Origin of the sequence: Streptomyces sp. NBC_00440 (assembly GCF_036014215.1) — a bacterium.
Classification (GTDB): Bacteria; Actinomycetota; Actinomycetes; order Streptomycetales; family Streptomycetaceae; genus Streptomyces.
Genome location: NZ_CP107921.1, coordinates 1,024,747 through 1,041,267, shown reverse-complemented (window position 1 = coordinate 1,041,267; position 16,521 = coordinate 1,024,747). Strand labels below are relative to the sequence as shown.

General features: G+C 70.2%; 14 protein-coding genes. 9 read left to right on the top strand and 5 right to left on the bottom strand.

Going from position 1 to position 16,521, the window contains the following annotated elements; genetic code table 11:
• Nucleotides 1–40 precede the first annotated feature (40 nt).
• From OHB13_RS04635 to OHB13_RS04615, 5 genes are read left to right on the top strand one after another with little or no spacing between them, the layout of a single operon-like run.
• On the top strand, nucleotides 41–1,720 hold the full coding sequence (locus OHB13_RS04635) for an ABC transporter substrate-binding protein (protein ID WP_328375831.1): 1,680 nt from the start codon (nucleotides 41–43) through the stop codon (nucleotides 1,718–1,720).
• 16 nt (nucleotides 1,721–1,736) lie between these two features.
• The gene (locus tag OHB13_RS04630; protein WP_328375829.1) at nucleotides 1,737–2,837 is read left to right on the top strand and encodes an ABC transporter permease; all 1,101 of its coding nucleotides are present in this window, start codon (nucleotides 1,737–1,739) and stop codon (nucleotides 2,835–2,837) included.
• A gap of 3 nt (nucleotides 2,838–2,840) precedes the next feature.
• A complete protein-coding gene (locus tag OHB13_RS04625; RefSeq protein WP_328375827.1) occupies nucleotides 2,841–3,776 on the top strand; it encodes an ABC transporter permease in 936 nt (311 codons plus the stop codon).
• A complete protein-coding gene (locus OHB13_RS04620; protein WP_328375825.1) occupies nucleotides 3,773–4,870 on the top strand; it encodes an ABC transporter ATP-binding protein in 1,098 nt (365 codons plus the stop codon). The genes OHB13_RS04625 and OHB13_RS04620 overlap by 4 nt, the downstream gene beginning before the upstream one ends.
• Nucleotides 4,867–5,886 carry an ABC transporter ATP-binding protein gene (locus OHB13_RS04615; RefSeq protein WP_328375822.1) on the top strand — a complete coding sequence of 340 codons (1,020 nt, stop codon included), beginning with the start codon at nucleotides 4,867–4,869 and terminating at the stop codon, nucleotides 5,884–5,886. The genes OHB13_RS04620 and OHB13_RS04615 overlap by 4 nt, the downstream gene beginning before the upstream one ends.
• Nucleotides 5,887–5,929: 43 nt before the next feature.
• Here OHB13_RS04615 and OHB13_RS04610 read toward each other — a convergent pair whose 3' ends face one another.
• The 3 genes from OHB13_RS04610 to OHB13_RS04600 all read right to left on the bottom strand — a co-directional run bounded on the left by OHB13_RS04610 (nucleotide 5,930) and on the right by OHB13_RS04600 (nucleotide 9,543).
• The gene (locus tag OHB13_RS04610) at nucleotides 5,930–6,760 is read right to left on the bottom strand and encodes a right-handed parallel beta-helix repeat-containing protein (RefSeq protein WP_328375821.1); all 831 of its coding nucleotides are present in this window, start codon (nucleotides 6,758–6,760) and stop codon (nucleotides 5,930–5,932) included.
• Between the two features lie 78 nt (nucleotides 6,761–6,838).
• The gene (locus OHB13_RS04605; protein WP_328375820.1) at nucleotides 6,839–7,642 is read right to left on the bottom strand and encodes an FHA domain-containing protein; all 804 of its coding nucleotides are present in this window, start codon (nucleotides 7,640–7,642) and stop codon (nucleotides 6,839–6,841) included.
• Complete coding sequence (locus OHB13_RS04600) at nucleotides 7,639–9,543, bottom strand: serine/threonine-protein kinase (RefSeq protein ID WP_328380212.1); 1,905 nt, start codon at nucleotides 9,541–9,543, stop codon at nucleotides 7,639–7,641. Before OHB13_RS04600 ends, OHB13_RS04605 begins: the two co-directional genes overlap by 4 nt.
• 358 nt (nucleotides 9,544–9,901) lie before the next feature.
• Between OHB13_RS04600 and OHB13_RS04595 the strand changes: the two genes are divergently transcribed.
• Nucleotides 9,902–10,543 (top strand): TetR/AcrR family transcriptional regulator, encoded by a 642-nt coding sequence (locus tag OHB13_RS04595; protein ID WP_328375818.1) that lies wholly within the window; start codon nucleotides 9,902–9,904, stop codon nucleotides 10,541–10,543.
• A 63-nt stretch (nucleotides 10,544–10,606) separates the two neighbouring features.
• On the opposite strand, the gene OHB13_RS04590 is transcribed toward OHB13_RS04595, so the two are convergent.
• Nucleotides 10,607–11,884: a glycoside hydrolase family 18 protein gene (locus OHB13_RS04590; protein WP_328375816.1), complete on the bottom strand. Its 1,278-nt coding sequence runs from the start codon at nucleotides 11,882–11,884 to the stop codon at nucleotides 10,607–10,609.
• 304 nt (nucleotides 11,885–12,188) lie between these two features.
• Between OHB13_RS04590 and OHB13_RS04585 the strand changes: the two genes are divergently transcribed.
• The 3 genes from OHB13_RS04585 (at nucleotide 12,189) to OHB13_RS04575 (ending at nucleotide 16,148) form a co-directional block, all read left to right on the top strand.
• Entirely contained in the window at nucleotides 12,189–13,361 is a 1,173-nt protein-coding gene (locus OHB13_RS04585) for an acyl-CoA dehydrogenase family protein (protein WP_266859080.1), read from the top strand.
• A 416-nt stretch (nucleotides 13,362–13,777) separates the two neighbouring features.
• Complete coding sequence (locus OHB13_RS04580; protein WP_406348910.1) at nucleotides 13,778–14,902, top strand: hypothetical protein; 1,125 nt, start codon at nucleotides 13,778–13,780, stop codon at nucleotides 14,900–14,902.
• 109 nt (nucleotides 14,903–15,011) lie between these two features.
• Nucleotides 15,012–16,148 (top strand): phosphotransferase family protein, encoded by a 1,137-nt coding sequence (locus OHB13_RS04575; RefSeq protein ID WP_328375814.1) that lies wholly within the window; start codon nucleotides 15,012–15,014, stop codon nucleotides 16,146–16,148.
• On the opposite strand, the gene OHB13_RS04570 is transcribed toward OHB13_RS04575, so the two are convergent.
• Entirely contained in the window at nucleotides 16,104–16,505 is a 402-nt protein-coding gene (locus OHB13_RS04570) for a hypothetical protein (RefSeq protein WP_328375812.1), read from the bottom strand. The two genes, OHB13_RS04575 and OHB13_RS04570, sit on opposite strands and share 45 nt — an antisense overlap.
• Nucleotides 16,506–16,521: the final 16 nt, after the last annotated feature.

Genomic DNA, 16,521 nt, shown 5'->3' with positions numbered 1-16,521 from the left:
GCCCGGGTGCCCGTCATTCCCGTATCGCAAGGAGGACATCGTGTTGTCCATCGGAAACGGTCGGCGCAGGCTGAACACCCTCGCGGTGGCCGTCTGCCTCGTGGCAAGCCTCGGGGCCTGCACCGGCGGGACCACTGACATCAGCGGGGGCACGGGCGGCAACGGTGCTGCGTCGCTGACCATGGCCGCCGATGCCGCCACGACCTGGGCCCGCAACTTCAACATCTACTCACCCGCCAGCGACAAGAGCCCCGCGCTGCGACTGCTCTTCGAACCGTTGGTGCGCGTCGACTACACCCATGGCGCGAAGGCGGACCCCTGGCTGGCCAAGTCCTTCGACTGGAACAGCAAGGGCACCGAACTCACCTTCCACCTGCGCACCGATGTCGCCTGGTCGGACGGCAGGAAGTTCACCGCCGACGACGTCGTCTACACACTGCGCCTCATGCTGGAGCACCCCGAACTCAACCGCGCCGGCGTCACCTACAAGAAGGTGACCAAGGTGGACGGTTCGACCGTCAAGGTCACCTGGGACCACGCGGCCTACTCCGAGCTCAGCAGCTTCGGGACCGGCAGTCTGGACATCGTTCCGCGGCACCAGTGGGCCCACAAGGACCTCAAGACCTGGACCAACAACAATCCGGTCGGTACCGGGCCGTACACCCTCGCCGACTTCAACAGCCAGCAGGTCACCTACAAGGCCCGCGACGACTACTGGGGTGCCCGGGTGGCCGTACCGGCCATCAAGATCCCGGCGGTCCTCGGCGACGCGACCAAGCCCAAGATGCTCACCGGCGAACTCGACCTGGCCACGACCGCATGGGCCGGCGCCGACAAGGACTTCGTGGCGAGGGACCCGAAGACGAACGTCTACGCGGTGTACGCGACGGGCGGCAGCACGGCGCTGTACTTCAACAACGCCGTCGCCCCTTACAACAACGTCCATGTGCGGCGCGCCCTGTCCGCGGCGGTGGATGCCCGGAAGATGCTGTCGCTCAACGACACCGGCCAGGCACCCGCGAACATCACCGGGCTCGACGAGCAGGCCTACGGCGACGTCATCGCCCGCGAGTACCGCGGCAAGGTCAACCGGCAGGACATCGCGCTGGCCAAGAGGGAACTCAAGGCCGGTGGCTACACGGTCAGGAAGGGCGAGCTCGTCAAGGGCGGCAAGTCCTATCCCCTGGAACTGAAGATCATCCAGGAGTACGCCAACTGGCAGGCGTACGCGCGCGGCTTCGCGGACCAGGCGAAGCAGGCCCTCGGCCTGAACGTCAAGGTGCTGCCGGTGCAGTCCTCCAGCTTCGACCCCGAGGTCAACGAGGGCGACTACGGCATGGCCTTCAACTATGCGGGGAGCGGCACCGGGGTCTTCAACTCCTACTCCGCCATGCTCGACAGCTCGTACGCCCAGCCGATCGGCAAGAACTCCAACTTCGACAACACCGAACGCTGGAAGGACCCGCAGACCGACCGTCTCCTCCACCGGCTGAGCGAGACGGACGACCCGGCACGGATCAAGGAGATCTCGGCCGAGCTGGAGAAGATCGTCGCCGATCAGGTGCCCCTGCGCCCGCTGTTCCAGAGCGTGTGGTTCCTGGACATCAACACCAGCCGCTGGAAGGGCTGGCCCAAGCCCGGCGTCGACAACTACGTCCCGCACTTCATCAACGGACCGGACTTCACCCTGACCCTCCAGCACCTCAAGCCGGCCGAATAGGAACAAGGACCGCGCCATGACCGAATGCACCGCGGAGGAGAACCCCTCCGCTGCCCCCTCCGCCGCGGCCGGGACCCCTCCTGCTCCGGCCGCAGCGCCCCGGCGCCACCGTTTCTCCGGCCGGTGGCGGCCGCTGCGCAGACGACTCGGCTTCTACCTGGTCGCCGCCTGGGCCGCGATCACCGCGAACTTCCTCATTCCGCGCCTGATGCCCGGCGACCCCGCGGAGGTAATTCTCCGCCAGTTCCAGAAGACCTCCGGGGGAGAGCCGCTGCCGCCGGGGGCCATCGACAACATCCGGGCCCTGTTCGGCGACCCGAAAGCGAACCTGTTCCAGCAGTACGCCGACTACCTCGGCAACCTCGCGCATCTGAACCTCGGCGTCTCCGTGAGCCGGTTCCCCGTGCCCGTCTCCGACCTGATCATGACGGGCCTTCCCTGGACCCTGATGCTGGCCGGGATCTCCACAGTCCTCGCCTTCGTCATCGGGATCGTCCTCGGCGTCGTCGCCGGATGGCGGCCCGGGCGCCTCGCCGACTCGGTGATGGCCCCGCTCGCGATGTTCACCACCTCCGTGCCGTACTTCTGGATCGCCCTGCTCGCGGTGTGGTTCCTCGGCTTCAAGCTGCGCTGGTTCCCGCTCTCCGGCGGGTACGCACCCGACGCGACTCCCGGATCGATCGGCTACGTCCTGAGCGTGCTGCACTACGGAACTCTGCCGGTGGCGACGATCGTCCTCGCCTCCGCCGGAAGCTGGCTGGTGGGCATGCGCAACATGACGGTCACCACAGTCAGCGAGGACTACGTCCAGCTCGGGCGCGCCAAGGGGCTGTCCCCCTGGCGGGTGATGACCCGCTACGGCGCCCGCAACGCGATCCTGCCCAGCTTCACCAGCTTCGCCCTGGCTCTCGGTTCTGTCGTCGGCGGCTCCCTGCTCACCGAGATGGTCTTCTCCTACCCCGGTATCGGATTCCTGCTGTTCGACGCCATCGACAAGCGGGACTACCCCCTGATGCAGGCGGTTTTCCTGCTCGTGACCCTGGCGACCCTGTTCACCAACTTCGTCGCGGACTCCCTGTACACCCTGCTCGACCCGCGCACCCGGGAGGTGAGCTGAACCATGAAGGACTTCCTGCACAGCTGGAAGGTCCGCACGGGCCTCGCGATCCTGTGCCTGTACGGCCTGTTCGCGATCTTCGGCCCCGGCCTCGACGCACTCCTCGGCCTGGACCCGCACGCCATCGACTACACGGCCATCCAGCAGCCGCCCTCCACGGCGCACTGGCTGGGCACGACGACCGGTGGGGAGGACGTCCTCGCGCAGCTCCTCGTCGGAACCCGCGGCTCGATCACGGTCGGGCTGATCGCCGGGACCATCAGCACCGCCATCGCGGTACTGGTGGGAGTCATCGGTACGTTCGCGGGCGGCCACGCCGACGGATTCGCCAACTTTCTGACGAACCTCTTCCTGGTCGTCCCCGTCTTCCCGCTGATCCTCGTTGTCGCCGGATATCTGCAGGGCGGCGGGGTGCTGATGATCGGGCTCCTCATCGGCTTCTTCGGCTGGCCCGGTGGCGCGCGTACCCTGCGGGCGCAGACCCTGAGCCTGCGCCGGCGGGACTTCATCATGGCGATGCGCATGCTCGGTGAGCGCCGATGGCGTCTGGTCTGGGTCGAGGCGATGCCGCACCTGGCCGGCTGGATCTCCGCGATGTTCCTGCATGCGGTGGTCGGGGCGGTACTCGCCGAGGCCGGGCTCGCCTTTCTCGGCATCACAAGCCCTGACGCGGTCAGCTGGGGCACGATGATCCAGCAGGCCAACCAGCAGTCGGCGTTGCTGCGCGGAATGTGGTGGTGGTTCGTGCCGCCGGGAGCTTGCATCGCCCTGCTCGGCCTGGCCGCCGGTCTGGTGAACTTCGGCATCGACGAGATCGCCAACCCCCGTCTCAAGGCAGCACGGCGCAGCCTCGTCCGCCAGGTCGACCGGCGCGCCGGGGCGGCTGCCCGGCCGGCCCCGACACCGGCCGCCCCGCGCACCCAGGAGGTCCCGTCATGACCGGCGCCGTACACCCCGACAGCACGGGCGCGGTCGACCTCGCACAGCGCCGGCACGACCTCCTGCTCGAAGTGAAGGACCTCACCGTCGAGTACGTCAGGCCCGCGCCCGACCCCGGCGTCGTGGCCTGCCGTGAGCTGACCTTCCATCTGCGCCGGGGCGAAATCCTCGGTGTCGCAGGTGAGTCAGGATCGGGCAAGTCGACGCTGATCACCGCGCTGACCCGCTTGCAGCGGATGCCGGCTGTGACCACGAACGGCTCGATCCTCCTGCACCGAGAAGGCTCCGACCCCCTGGACCTGGTGGCGCAGCCGGAGCGCGTGCTGCGCCGCCTGCGGTGGAGCGAGATCGCGATCGTGATGCAGTCCGCCATGGACGCTCTCAACCCGGTGATGCGGCTCGGCGCGCAGTTCGCCGATGTCCTGCGGGCCCACGATCCGACGATGGGCAGGAAGGCGGCGTGGGAGCGGGCAGCCGAACTGGTCGCCCTGGTCGGCATCTCCGCGGACCGCCTTCGCGCCTATCCGCACGAGCTGTCCGGCGGCATGCGCCAGCGCGCCTCGATCGCGCTCGCCCTCGCCTGCGAGCCGTCCCTCATCGTGATGGACGAACCCACCACGGCCGTCGACGTGGTGATGCAGCGCCAGATCCTGTCGCAGGTGCTCCGGATGCGCGAACGGCTCGACTTCGCCGTGGTCTTCGTCACCCACGACCTGTCCCTGCTGCTCGAACTCGCCGACCGGATCGCGATCATGTACGCGGGACGCATCGTGGAAGAGGGCCCGGCGAAGGCTCTCTACGCCGACCCGCAACACCCCTACACCCGTGGTCTGCGGGACTCGTTCCCACCGCTCTTCGCGCCCAAGCGGCAGCTGACCGGAATACCCGGCGTTCCACCGAGCCTGCTGTCTCCTCCTGCGGGATGCGCCTTCCACCCGCGCTGCGATCGGGCGTTCGCACCGTGCGACACCCGCACCCCCGAACTCGTAACGGCGGGAGACCGCCAGGTTGCCTGCCATCTGCATACGAGCGACGCGCCGCCGGTGGCCGAGCGCGCGGAACAGTCCGCCCCACACGAGGAGTTGAACCGGTGACGACCGCCGTTCCCGCGCAGGCCCGTGGGCTGGTGCCCGTACTCGAAGCGGTCGGGGTGAGCCGCCACTTCGACGTCACCCGTGGCCTCGGCCGACACCAGGTGGTGCGCGCCGTGGAGAATGTCCATCTCACGCTCCACCGGGGTGAGATCGTCGCGCTGGTGGGCGAGAGCGGCAGCGGCAAGACCACACTCGCCCGGCTCCTCGCCCTTTTCCACGGTGCCACCGCGGGGGAGATCCGGCTGAACGGCACTGCCGTGCAACCGGATACCAAGGCTGCGCGGGCCTATCACTCGGCCGTGCAGATGATCTTCCAGGATCCCTTCGGCTCGCTCAACCCGCAGCGCAGGGTCCGGCACAACCTGGAACGAGCACTGCGGCTGCACGGCCATGCGGCGGCCTCGAAGAGCGAACGCAGGCTCCAGGTCCTCGATCTCCTGGAGAAGGTCAACCTTGCACCGGCCGGGCAATTCATCGACAAACTGCCCCATGAACTCTCCGGCGGCCAGCGTCAGCGCGTCGTGATCGCCCGCGCTCTCGCGGTCCGTCCGAGTGTCCTGATCGGTGATGAGCCGATCTCGATGCTCGATGTGTCGATCCGCCTGGACATGCTCAATCTCCTTGCCCGGTTGCGGGACGAGGAAGGGCTCAGCCTGCTGTACATCACCCACGACATCGCCAGCGCCCGCTATCTCGCGGACCGTATTCATGTGATGTACGCGGGACAGGTCGTCGAGTCCGGGCCCACCGAAGACGTCATCCAGCACCCCAAACACCCCTATACGAAGCTCTTGCTGGATTCCTCTCCCGACCCGGAGCGGCTCCTTTCCCCCGACGCGGGCAGCGCCTTCGACATCACCTCGTCGCAGGGGGAACCACCGAGCCTCATCACCCCGCCGTCGGGCTGCCGTTTCCACCCGCGCTGCCCGTTGGCGCATGCCGAGTGCGGGCAGGTCGCACCGCCCCGGGTCACCTTTCCGTCCGGGCAGGAGGTGGACTGCGTCCTGCACGCCTGAGACCGTCCGGCCCCCGGTGACCTCCACCTGCCGCGACGAGTGGTCAGGGGGCGCCGCCCGGCCGCGGGCCCCGGTAGCCCGGCAGGGAAGACCGGTCGATGCCGACTTCGTAGCGGATGCGGGAGCTGACCTTGTTGCCCCTGACCTGGGCGCCCGTGGAATGGATCGCCAGGCCGATGGCATGGTCGGGGGCGGCGGCGAAGACGTTGCCGGTGACGGTGGCGTGCTGGACGTCCTCGAACATCAGGGTCTGTGAGGCCTTCAGGGTCCCGCAGTAGTTGTTCCTGACTCTGATGTCGTACGTGTGGCCGCGGCCGTCGCCCTCGCCGTCGTTGGGGCCCTCGGCCATCAGGCACATGTTGTCGATCCGCTCGCACCGGTTGCCCTCGATCAGGACGTGGTGGCTGGGCGGGGTGTCGCTGGCGAAGGTCTGCATGCAGTCGGCGTGGCCGTACCGGTTGGAGGCGCCGGTGATGGTGTTGTGCTGGATCTTCAGGTCGTCGCCGAAGAAGCGCAGGCCATCACCGTCGCCGCCGTGCGGGCGGGTCACGGTGTTGTTCCGTACGGTGATGTCGTGGCCGGTCATCTCGATGCCGGGGGCCTGCGGGGTGTCGACGGCGTACCCCTCGACCACGACGTGGTCGGCCTCGACGGTGATGCCGTCGACGGTGCGGCCGTTGCCGCGGTGGACAGCCGGGTGCCCGGCGGTGCCGCCTTCGGTGATGACGAGCCGTACGGATCGTGACACCACGGAGTCTGCGGCGGAGGCCGGGGCCAGGGGCTGTGCGGTCGCGGCCGTGAGCGTCGCCAGCAGGGCGGCTCCGGGGAGGAGCCGGCTGCGGATGCCGTTCGGGCGGCGGGTCGTGGTCGTCATGGTGCGTGAGCGTAGGAGCTGTCCCGGGGAGGGGTCCCGAGGAGGAGCCCGGGCCCGGCGGCCGGCGTCAGCGGGGCATCAGGCGGCGTCGATCAGCGACAGGTCCATCGGTACGAGACTGGTCGACACCATCAGGGCGCGGATCAGGTGGTCGTTGAGCGCGTTGCCGACCGGCTCGCCCACCTCCTCGCGGGTCAGCCAGGGCACCCCGTCGCGGGACAGCCGCAGACGTACGGCGTTGACCAGGTGCTCGACGCGTTTGTCGGTCCAGCCCGCCCCCGGCTGCAACTCAGCCAGCTGGGCGGCTGTCTGCTTCCACGTCAGCGGCTGCGGGCGGGGCTCGTGCAACAGGTAACGGCGTCCCAGCGCGATGAGGGCCAACTTCTCCTGTTCAGTGAGCAGCCACACCCGGGGCGGCCGGGTGACGTCACCGTGGCGCGGTGCCGGACGCTCGTCCTCGGGACCGGTGACGAAGACCTCCAGCAGGTGCTCGCGGCCTCGCGAACCACCCGCGAACAACGGGGTGTAGCCGGTCGCGAGGGGAAACGGCTCCTCGCCCCCGAACAGCAGCCGGGTCCCGGCGCAGCGGATCGGCAACCGCCCGTCGTTCCGTACCCACCACTGCCCGCCCCGGTGGGTGAACGTGCCCTGGTGACGGCTCACCCGGGCATCGTCCTCGCCCAGACAGATGTGCACATCGGGCCGGTTGCGGCCGAACAGCACCTCACGGCCCTCACCCGGGCCCAGTGCCATGCCGCCGGTGAGCGCCAGTGCGTAGAGCGTCCCGGGCACGGGGCCTGAGGCGCCCCTGGCCAGACTGCCGTAACCGGCGGGCAGGGTGCGCCCGTCGGCGGGGCGAGCCGTCGTGGGGCGCACGGTCACTTGCTCTCCGGCAGCTGCTCGGCGAGGTTCTGCACCACGGTGGCCGACAGCTTCTTGGCGGTGTCGCAGAGCCGGCCGGCCGACTGCGGTGCGTATACGGTCAGTTCGACGAACTCGACGATGTCGTCGCCGACGGCGGTCGTATACGTACGGTGCGGGGTGCGCACGACACAGCTGTCGTCGCCGGATTCCCCCGGGGACACATAGCTCTTCCGCCCGGCGACCCGTGCCGGCTTTCCGTTGTCCGACAGTTCGTTGTCCCGGTTGAACAGGACGTCCACGCCCGCGTCGCCGGTGGACGAGGACCACCCGCACTGCCAGTTGCCGAAGCCCCGCTCCGGGTGCTGCGTCTCGACACCGGCCGCCTTCTCGATGGCGGACGCGTCCAGCAGTGAGCATGCGTCGCGACGGGCCAGGGAGGCCGCGGCGGCGGTTGAGGAGCGCCGCGGAACCGCGCCCCGGTCCAGCACACCCACCGCCACGTCGGTGCCCGCGTCGGCCAGTTCGCACGGTTCGGGTGCCCCCGCCGCACGCCGCTTTGCCACGATCACGACCTGTTCGTGGTCAGCGGTCGCGATGTGCCGCTCGCACTCGTCCCCGTCGCGTGCGTACGACCCGACGGTGACGTTGCCGACCCGCCGGGTGGGCACGTCGCCACCGAACTGTGCCGGGGCCCTGTCGAAGGCGAGTTCCAGGTCGGCGAGTTCGTCCCCGTTGCCGGTCTCCACCACGACGTCGCAGCGGTTGAACTCTCCGTAGGCCGGGTCGAGCCGGGTCTCGCCGAACCGGCTCAGCGACGCCGCGTCGAGCAGTCCGCAGGGGGCCGCCGTAGCGGCGTCGCCGATGGTCCCGGCCCGGCCCGCGCCGGCCGTGGCCGAGGACTTGGCACCGTCCGTATGCGTCCGGCTGTCTTCCCCCGCGGTCCACGGGTGCAGGCCGGCGGCCGCGATCGCCGCCGCCGCGACCAGCGCCCCCGACGTGATCGCGAGCGCTCGGCGCCGACGGCGTACGACCCGTGGCAACCGGCGTGTGACGGACAGGAGGGGACCGATCGGCAGAGTGCGGCCGTCGTTCAGCTTCGCCGTGATCTCCGGCGCAGGCGGGGCGGCCCGGGTCAGCAGCTCGTACGCCCCGGTGGCGTCGGGCCGGTTCCGGGGCTCCAGCTCCAGCAGCGCGGCCAGTGGCCCGGTGAGCAGGCCGGCCCGGACCGCGGGTTCGAGGTGCCCCTCGATCGCCCGGGCCACATACGCCATGGGGTGCTCGGCCTGCCCGTACGGCGACTGGCCCTCGACCGCCGCGTACAGGGTCGCGCCCAGGGAGAACACATCGGACTTCTCGTCTCCCCGCTTCCCCCTGACCAGCTCGGGCGCCAGATAGCGGGGCTTGCCCCGTACGACACCGGTTGTCGTCCGGGTGGCCTCGCTCCACAGCGCCCGGGAGATCCCGAAGTCGGTGAGCCTGGCGATGCCTTCGTCGGTGACCAGGATGTTCTCCGGGGTCACATCGCCGTGCACCACGCCCGCGCTGTGGGACTTCGCGAGCGCGGCCGCGATCTGGCTGCCGATCGCCCCGGCCTCCTGGGGCGGGAGCAGACCCCGCTCGTGGACGATCTGCGCCAGGCTCTGCGCGGGCACGTACTCCATGACGATCCAGCAGGTGTCGGCGTCGTGGTCGTAGTCGAAGACCCCCACGATGTTCGCGTGGTGCAGCCGCCCGGCGTTGCGCGCCTCCTTCATGAGCTGCTGCGTGGACCGGTCGTCGTCCGGGTGGGCGAACTTGACCGCGACCTGCCGCTCCAGCCGTTCGTCCCAGGCCCGCCACACGACGCCCATCCCGCCCTTGCCGATGGTCTCCTGCAACAGATACCGGCCTGCGACCTTGATTCCTGCCTCTGGCGTCATCAGCACCGCCCCGTCCTCACCCCTCGCGCCGCATGACACCACACGGTCCTCCGTCGGTCACGGAGTGTACTCGGCGGTGATCTGTCCAGCAGGGCTTCCGGCGGACCGGCACAGGATCCCTCCAGGGCACGGCGATTACCTCCCCGTTGACCCAACTGGGGCGCGGCGCAGAGCATTTGAGGTGTCGTTTGATGCCGTGCCTCACCTGCCGCCGTCCCTTCGGCGGCGTCGCATCCGGCGGGCCGTTCCCAGGTCAACGGCTCCACGGCCTGAAGAACTTGGCCCTGAGCGGTCTGCCATACTTCGGGCCTACGAGGGCAGTGGCAACCTCCTGAGCAGTGGCGGAACAGGGCCGGACGTGAACCAGAGCGGACCGTACATACATCAGCGCACCCCGACCGAGCGTTCCCAGCTCCGTCGCACGGACCTCATCGCCACCGGGCGGAGACTGTTCGCCGACACGTCGTACGACGCACTGTCGATGGACGACATCGCCCGGCACGCGGGGGTCGCGAAAGGGCTCATCTACTACTACTTCAAGAGCAAACGCGGCTACTACCTCGCCGTCGTCGAGGAGTCGGTGGCCGAGCTGGTCGCCCGCGCGGCCGGCGAGACCGAGCTGCCCAGGGCCGACCGCGTGCACCGCACCGTCGAGGGCTATCTGCTCTACGCCCAGAACAACCGGGCGGCCTTCCGCACCATCGTGACCGGCGGCGTCGGCTTCGACACCCAGGTGCAGGCGCTGCGCGGCGCGGTCCGTGAGGAACTCATCGCCACCATCGCGGAGGGCGCCTACGGGCACCGGGACATCCCGCTCCTGGCCAGGCTCGCGCTGCTGGGCTGGCTGAGCGCCGTGGAGGGCATCACGCTCGACTGGCTCGGCCACCAGGAACTCGACCGTGCGCAGATCCGTGAGCTGCTGGTGCGGATGCTGCGCAACACCCTGGACACCATCGGCGAGTTCGTCGCCGAGTGCCCGTCGCCGCCGCCCCCGGAGTGAGGCCGGGGGACGCGCTCAGGGGGTGGAGGCCGGCCGGCCTCCACCCCCTCATGCGGAGAGGAGCTAGCTGACGGCGTGGATCAGTTCACCGTTGGAGGTGTCGCCGCTCAGCTCCCAGAGGAAGGTGCCGCCGAGGCCCTGCTGGTTCTTGTAGGCCATCTTCCCCGCGATGGTGGCCGGGGTGTCGTAACTCCACCAGTTCGAGCCGCACTTGGCGTACGCGGTCCCGGCGACGGTCCCGGTGGCCGGGCAGCTGGTCTTGAGGACCTTGTAGTCCTCGATCCCCTGCTCGTACGTGCCGGGGGCCGGGCCGGTCGCGGTGCCGCCGGGGGCGTCCTGGGTCACGCCGGTCCAGCCGCGGCCGTAGAAGCCGATACCCAGCAGCAGTTTGTCCGCGGGCACGCCCAGGCCCTTGAGCTTGGTGATCGTGGCGTCGGTGTTGAAGCCGGCCTTCGGGATGCCGGTGTAGGAGGTGAGCGGGGAGTGCGGGGCGGTCGGCCCCTGTGCGTCCCAGGCCCCGAAGTAGTCGTACGTCATCGGGTTGTACCAGTCGACGTACTGCGCGGCCCCCGCGTAGTCGGCGGAGTCCATCTTGCCGCCGTCCGAGGCGTCGGCCGTGATCGCCGCGGTGACCAGCGACGACGAGCCGAACTTGGCGCGCAGCGCGGCCATCACGTTCTTGAAGGCCTCCGTTCCGCTGGTGTCGCAGGAGAGGCCGCAGTTGTTCGGGTACTCCCAGTCGATGTCGATGCCGTCGAAGACATCCGCCCACCGCGAGTCCTTGACCAGGTCGTAGCAGGACTGCGCGAAGGCGGCGGGGTCCTTCGCGGCCTCACCGAAGCCGCCGGACCAGGTCCAGCCGCCGAAGGACCAGAGGATCTTGAGGTTGGGGTGCAGCTTCTTCAGCTCGCGCAGCTGGTTGAAGTTGCCCGCCACCGGCTGGTCCCAGGTGTCGGCGGTGCCGTCCACGCTGGAGGACGCGTCGTACGTCTTCTGGTAATCGGCGTAGGCGTCGCCGATGGCGCACTTGCCGCCGGTGACGTTGCCGAACGCGTAGTTGATGTGGGTGAGTTTGTCCGCCGAACCCGAGGTCTGGATGTTCTTGACCTGGTAGTTGCGCTGGTAGACGTCCCAGTCTGCGAAGTACCCGACGACCTTGCTGCCCGCGGCCGCCGCGGTGCCCGCCTCGGTACTCGCGGCCGTCCTGGTGGCCGTCCCGGCACGGTGCTCGCCGGCGGACGCCGTGCCGGCGCCCGCGAGCAGGGAGACGCCGAGGGCTGCCGTACAGGCGGCGGCGAGCAGGGACCGGACCCGGGCCCTTGGGTGGAATCGTCCGAACATGCTGTCTCCTCGTGGGGGAGGGGGACGGAAGGTGGGGGGAGCTGTCTGGTGCATGTGTTTGGCATGAACGCGGAAAGCCGATAGCGGGAAGATAGAAGGACTAGACCAGTGCGGTCAATGGTTCGGACCAATTTCCGCCCCGTGACGGAAGTCCGCCGATCGGGCATACTCAAGCCGCCACAGCCTCTGGTCAGCCTCTTCCGCGATCCGGGAGGGCAGCATCGGCTGAAGGCGAGATCCGGCGGCGTTGCCACACCCTGGCCACGCGTACGCCGCAGCGCCCGACAGGGAGGAGAGCGTCGCCATGTCCGACCGCGCCCCGCAGTTGGTGGACCGTCAGTTGCCCACCGAGGAGTCCCGGGACCTGCTCGCGCTGGTGCGCGACATCGTCCAGCGGGAGATCGTGCCCGGTGCGGCCGCCGAGGAGGAAGCCGGCCGGTTCCCCCGCGAGGTCTTCACCCTGCTCTCGGATGCCGGACTGCTCGGCCTCCCCTACGACTCCGCGTACGGCGGCGGTGACCAGCCGTACGAGGTCTACCTCCAGGTGCTCGAAGAGCTGGCGGCGGCGCGGCTCACCGTCGGCCTCGGCGTCAGCGTCCACTCGCTCGCCTGCCACGCCCTCGCCGGATACGGCAGCAAGGAGCAGCGGTCCGCGCAGCTGCCCGCGATGCTCGGCGGGGGACTGCTCGGGGCGTACTGCCTCTCCGAACCCGCCTCGGGCTCGGACGCCGCGTCGCTCCGCACGAAGGCCGTGCGGGACGGCGACGACTGGGTCATCACCGGCACCAAGGCGTGGATCACACACGGCGGGATCGCCGATTTCTGCACGGTGCTGGCGCGCACCGGCGGCGAGGGGGCGCGCGGGATCTCGGCGTTCCTGGTGCCGGGCGACGCCGCGGGGCTGTCCGCCGCCGTCCCCGAGAAGAAGATGGGGATGAAGGGCTCGCCCACCGCCCAGCTGCACTTCGACGCCGTACGGGTGTCGGGCGACCGGCTGATCGGGGAGGAGGGCCAGGGCTTCGCCATCGCCCTCTCCGCGCTCGACTCCGGGCGGCTGGGGATCGCCGCCTGCGCCATCGGCGTCGCCCAGGCCGCGCTGGACGAGGCGGTGCGGTACGCCACGGAGCGGCAGCAGTTCGGCCACCCCATCGCGGACTTCCAGGGGCTGCGCTTCATGCTCGCCGACATGGCCACCCAGATCGAGGCGGGCCGGTCCCTCTATCTCGCGGCCGCCCGGCTGCGGGACGCCGGGCGGCCCTTCTCGCGGCAGGCGGCCATGGCCAAACTCTTCTGCACGGACGCGGCGATGCGGGCCACCACCGACGCGGTCCAGGTGCTCGGCGGCTACGGCTACACCGCGGACTTCCCGGTCGAGCGGTTCATGCGGGAGGCCAAGGTGCTGCAGATCGTCGAGGGCACCAATCAGATCCAGCGGATGGTCATCGCCCGCCACCTCGCGGGTCCTGAGTCCCGCTGAACTGACCCGGCTGGACGGTCGTCGCGGTCAGGCGTGCCCACTCCTGGTCGCGGCGGCCCGGGAGGGTCCGGCCGGCCCGTCCCCACTGGCTGACCAGGGCCTGGTAGATCGGCGCTTCCGCGCTCTGCGGAAGGGATTCTTGAGGGGCGGACGGGAGGAGCCGGCGCAGTCCGGTCCCGGTCCGGGTCCCGTAGTGCAGAAGAGTCATGCACGGTCAACGCGGAGCGGCGGCGCGCGGTCACCGCCCCGCGCCGTCGGGCGTCTGTTCGCGCCGTCAAGGGCGGTGCGCACGCCGCCCGTCCGGGGCCGGCCGGATCCCGCCACTCCGCGGGCCGGCCGGATCCGGTGCGATCCGGGTCTGGCAGTACGTGCCATTTCTGACGTACCGTCATCTTCCCTGTCAGCAGGAGGATGCCGTGACCGACGACCGTCCCATCGCGCTCGACGAATACCCCGTCCATCAGGTGCCGTTGTCGATGAAGCACGTCGCGACGGGAGACCGTAACGCCTATGACCGCTGCATCTTCCATGTCTTCGACCACCGGGGCCGGGCGCTGCTCGTGGTGGGACTCGGCGTCTACCCCAACACGGGTGTGATCGACGCGTACGCGACCCTGCGCACCGGCGACCGGCTGCACGCCGTCCGCGCGTCGGACGCACTCACCGACGACCGGATGAACCTCTCCGTCGGCCCCCTGCGCATCACCGTCGACGTCCCGCTCCAACGGCTGACGCTGCACTGTGCGGCCGACCCGGCCGACCCGGACTCGCTCTCGTACGACATCGAGTGGACCGCGGACTTCCCGGCTGTCTGGGAACCGCACCATGTGCAGCGGCGCGGCGAGCGGCTGATGCTCGAAGGCCGCCGCTTCGTGCAGGCCGGCAGCTGTTCCGGGGTCATCCGCGCGGGCGGCGAGGAGATACGGGTCGGGGCGGGGGAGTGGACCGGCACCCGCGACCGGAGCTGGGGTGTGCGGCCCATCCCCGGCGAGGAGGGCGGGCGCGCCGAGGCCGAGTACCGGCCCGAAGGGTTCCACTGGCTCTGGATCCCGGTCCGCTTCGACGACCGCTTCGTCCTGGTGATCGCCCAGGAGGACGCCGACGGCTACCGGACGCTGAACGAGGCGCTGCTGGTCCGCGACGGGGGCCATGACGTCCAACTCGGCTGGCCGCGCACGGAGATCGAGTACCGGCCCGGCACCCGCCACCCCGAACGAGCGGTGATCCACCTCACGGGACCGGATGGGCGGCCGATGGAGCTGACCGCCGAAACGCTCTGCTCGTCGCCGCTGGCGCTCGGCGCGGGCTACCCGCCGGCCACCGACTGGCAGCACGGCACTTGGCAGGGGCGCGGCTGGACCGACCGGCGCAGCTACGACATGAGCGACCCGGCAGCCCATCCGGCCGCCGCCTACGGCGTCACCGACCACGCCGCCCGCTTCACCCTCGACGGCCGGGTCGGCCACGGCATCTTCGAGCACGGCAGCTTCGGCCGCCACGACCCCAGCGGATTCACCGGATACGCGTCGGTCGCTCCCTGAACGTACGCCCAACGGCCTTGTCCGGCGGCGCTGTACGCCGGCCGGGCGCCGCGGGCAGCCGCGCGTCCGCACTCCCTCCGCACCCCCTTCCCGAGCGAGGAGCACCGCCATGACCACGGCACCACGCCCCCGCACCACCACCCGAGACCCGCAGGAACTGGGCCGCAGGCTCGCCGTCTGGCTCGGCACCCGGCTGCCCGGCGCCCGGGTCGGCGACCTCACGACCCCCGCGTCGAACGGCATGTCAAGCGAGACCCTGCTCTTCGGTATCGACGGCCCCGCCGCCCCGGTGGACTCCTGCGCCCTGCGCCTGGCCGCCGACCCCGCCGCGTACACCGTCTTCCCCGCCTACGACATGGAGCGGCAGTACCGGGTGATGAGCCTGGTCGCCGCGCACACCGACATCCCGGTGCCGCGCGTCCTGTGGCTGGAAACGGACCCGGGGCCGCTGGGCGCGCCGTTCTTCGTGATGGAACAGGCCCACGGCAGGGTCCCGCCCGACGTCATGCCCTATACGTACGAAGGGAATTGGCTGTACGCCGCGACCGACGCCGAACGCGCCGCGCTGGAGGAGGGGACCCTGCGCGTCCTGGCGGGGCTGCACCGGCAGTTCCCCGCCACCGAGGCGGAGTTCCTGCTGCCCGCAGGGGAAGGCAGTCCGCTGCGCCGCCATGTGGACGAGCAACGGGCCTACTACGCCTGGGTGGTGGACGGTCTGCCGCCCTCACCGCTCATCGAGGCGGCCTTCGAGCGGCTGGAGGAGTTGTGGCCCGGGGACGAGGGGCCCGCCGTCCTGTGCTGGGGAGACGCCCGGATCGGCAACATCGTGTACGACGGCTTCGAGCCCGCCGCCGTGCTCGACTGGGAGATGGCCGCATACGGCCCCTGCGAACTGGACCTCGGCTGGACCGTCTATCTGCACCGCTTCTTCCAGGACCTCACCGAGGGGTCCGGGCTGCCGGGCCTGCCCGGCCTGCTGCGCCGGGAGAACGCCGAGCGGCGGTACGCCGAACTCACCGGCCACACACCGCGCGACATGGACTTCCATCTGCTCTACGCGGCGCTGCGGCACGCGATCGTCATGCTGCGCATCGCCTACCGGCAGGTGCACTTCGGCGAGGTCCGGGTCCCCGCGGACCCGGATGCCATGATCCTGCACCGGGCGTCTCTGACCGCCCTGGTGGAGGGAACGTACGACTGGTCAGGCGGCTTCGCGCACCGGCCTGGCGGCCTTGACGGGGCGTGAGCCCGGCCCGCCGACGTGCGAGAACGGCTGCTTGCGCCAGTCCAGTCCCTGAGGGAGCGTCAGCAGGAGTGCGGTGTCCTGCTCCTGGGCCTCCAGGGACTCGTCGGCGGGCTTGGCGTCCGACGCCGCACGGCCGGTGCCCACGCACGCGGTCAGCCCGAACGGATTCCAGGGGCTTGCGCAGAGCGCGTGCTCGGGCAGGGCGACCTCGCCCGCGAGGAGGGCGATCGGCTGCGCGCAGTCCGGGCAGATCACCCGGTACATCTCATAGGTGTCGTAGGCCGCGAGACCTGGATCGTTCTCGATGGCCGCGAGCTCCGCGGGCTCGATGGAATCGACGCTCTTCAGCTTGTGCATGGAGATTCTCCCCCTC

Bases quoted from the DNA above. Each gene is read 5' to 3' on its own strand.
- OHB13_RS04630 (WP_328375829.1), top strand. From the start codon at position 1,737: ATGACCGAATGCACCGCGGAGGAGAACCCCTCCGCTGCCCCCTCCGCC.
- OHB13_RS04625 (WP_328375827.1), top strand. From the start codon at position 2,841: ATGAAGGACTTCCTGCACAGCTGGAAGGTCCGCACGGGCCTCGCGATC.
- OHB13_RS04620 (WP_328375825.1), top strand. From the start codon at position 3,773: ATGACCGGCGCCGTACACCCCGACAGCACGGGCGCGGTCGACCTCGCA.
- OHB13_RS04610 (WP_328375821.1), bottom strand. From the start codon at position 6,760: ATGACGACCACGACCCGCCGCCCGAACGGCATCCGCAGCCGGCTCCTC.
- OHB13_RS04600 (WP_328380212.1), bottom strand. From the start codon at position 9,543: ATGACGCCAGAGGCAGGAATCAAGGTCGCAGGCCGGTATCTGTTGCAG.
- OHB13_RS04590 (WP_328375816.1), bottom strand. From the start codon at position 11,884: ATGTTCGGACGATTCCACCCAAGGGCCCGGGTCCGGTCCCTGCTCGCC.
- OHB13_RS04585 (WP_266859080.1), top strand. From the start codon at position 12,189: ATGTCCGACCGCGCCCCGCAGTTGGTGGACCGTCAGTTGCCCACCGAG.
- OHB13_RS04575 (WP_328375814.1), top strand. From the start codon at position 15,012: ATGACCACGGCACCACGCCCCCGCACCACCACCCGAGACCCGCAGGAA.
- OHB13_RS04570 (WP_328375812.1), bottom strand. From the start codon at position 16,505: ATGCACAAGCTGAAGAGCGTCGATTCCATCGAGCCCGCGGAGCTCGCG.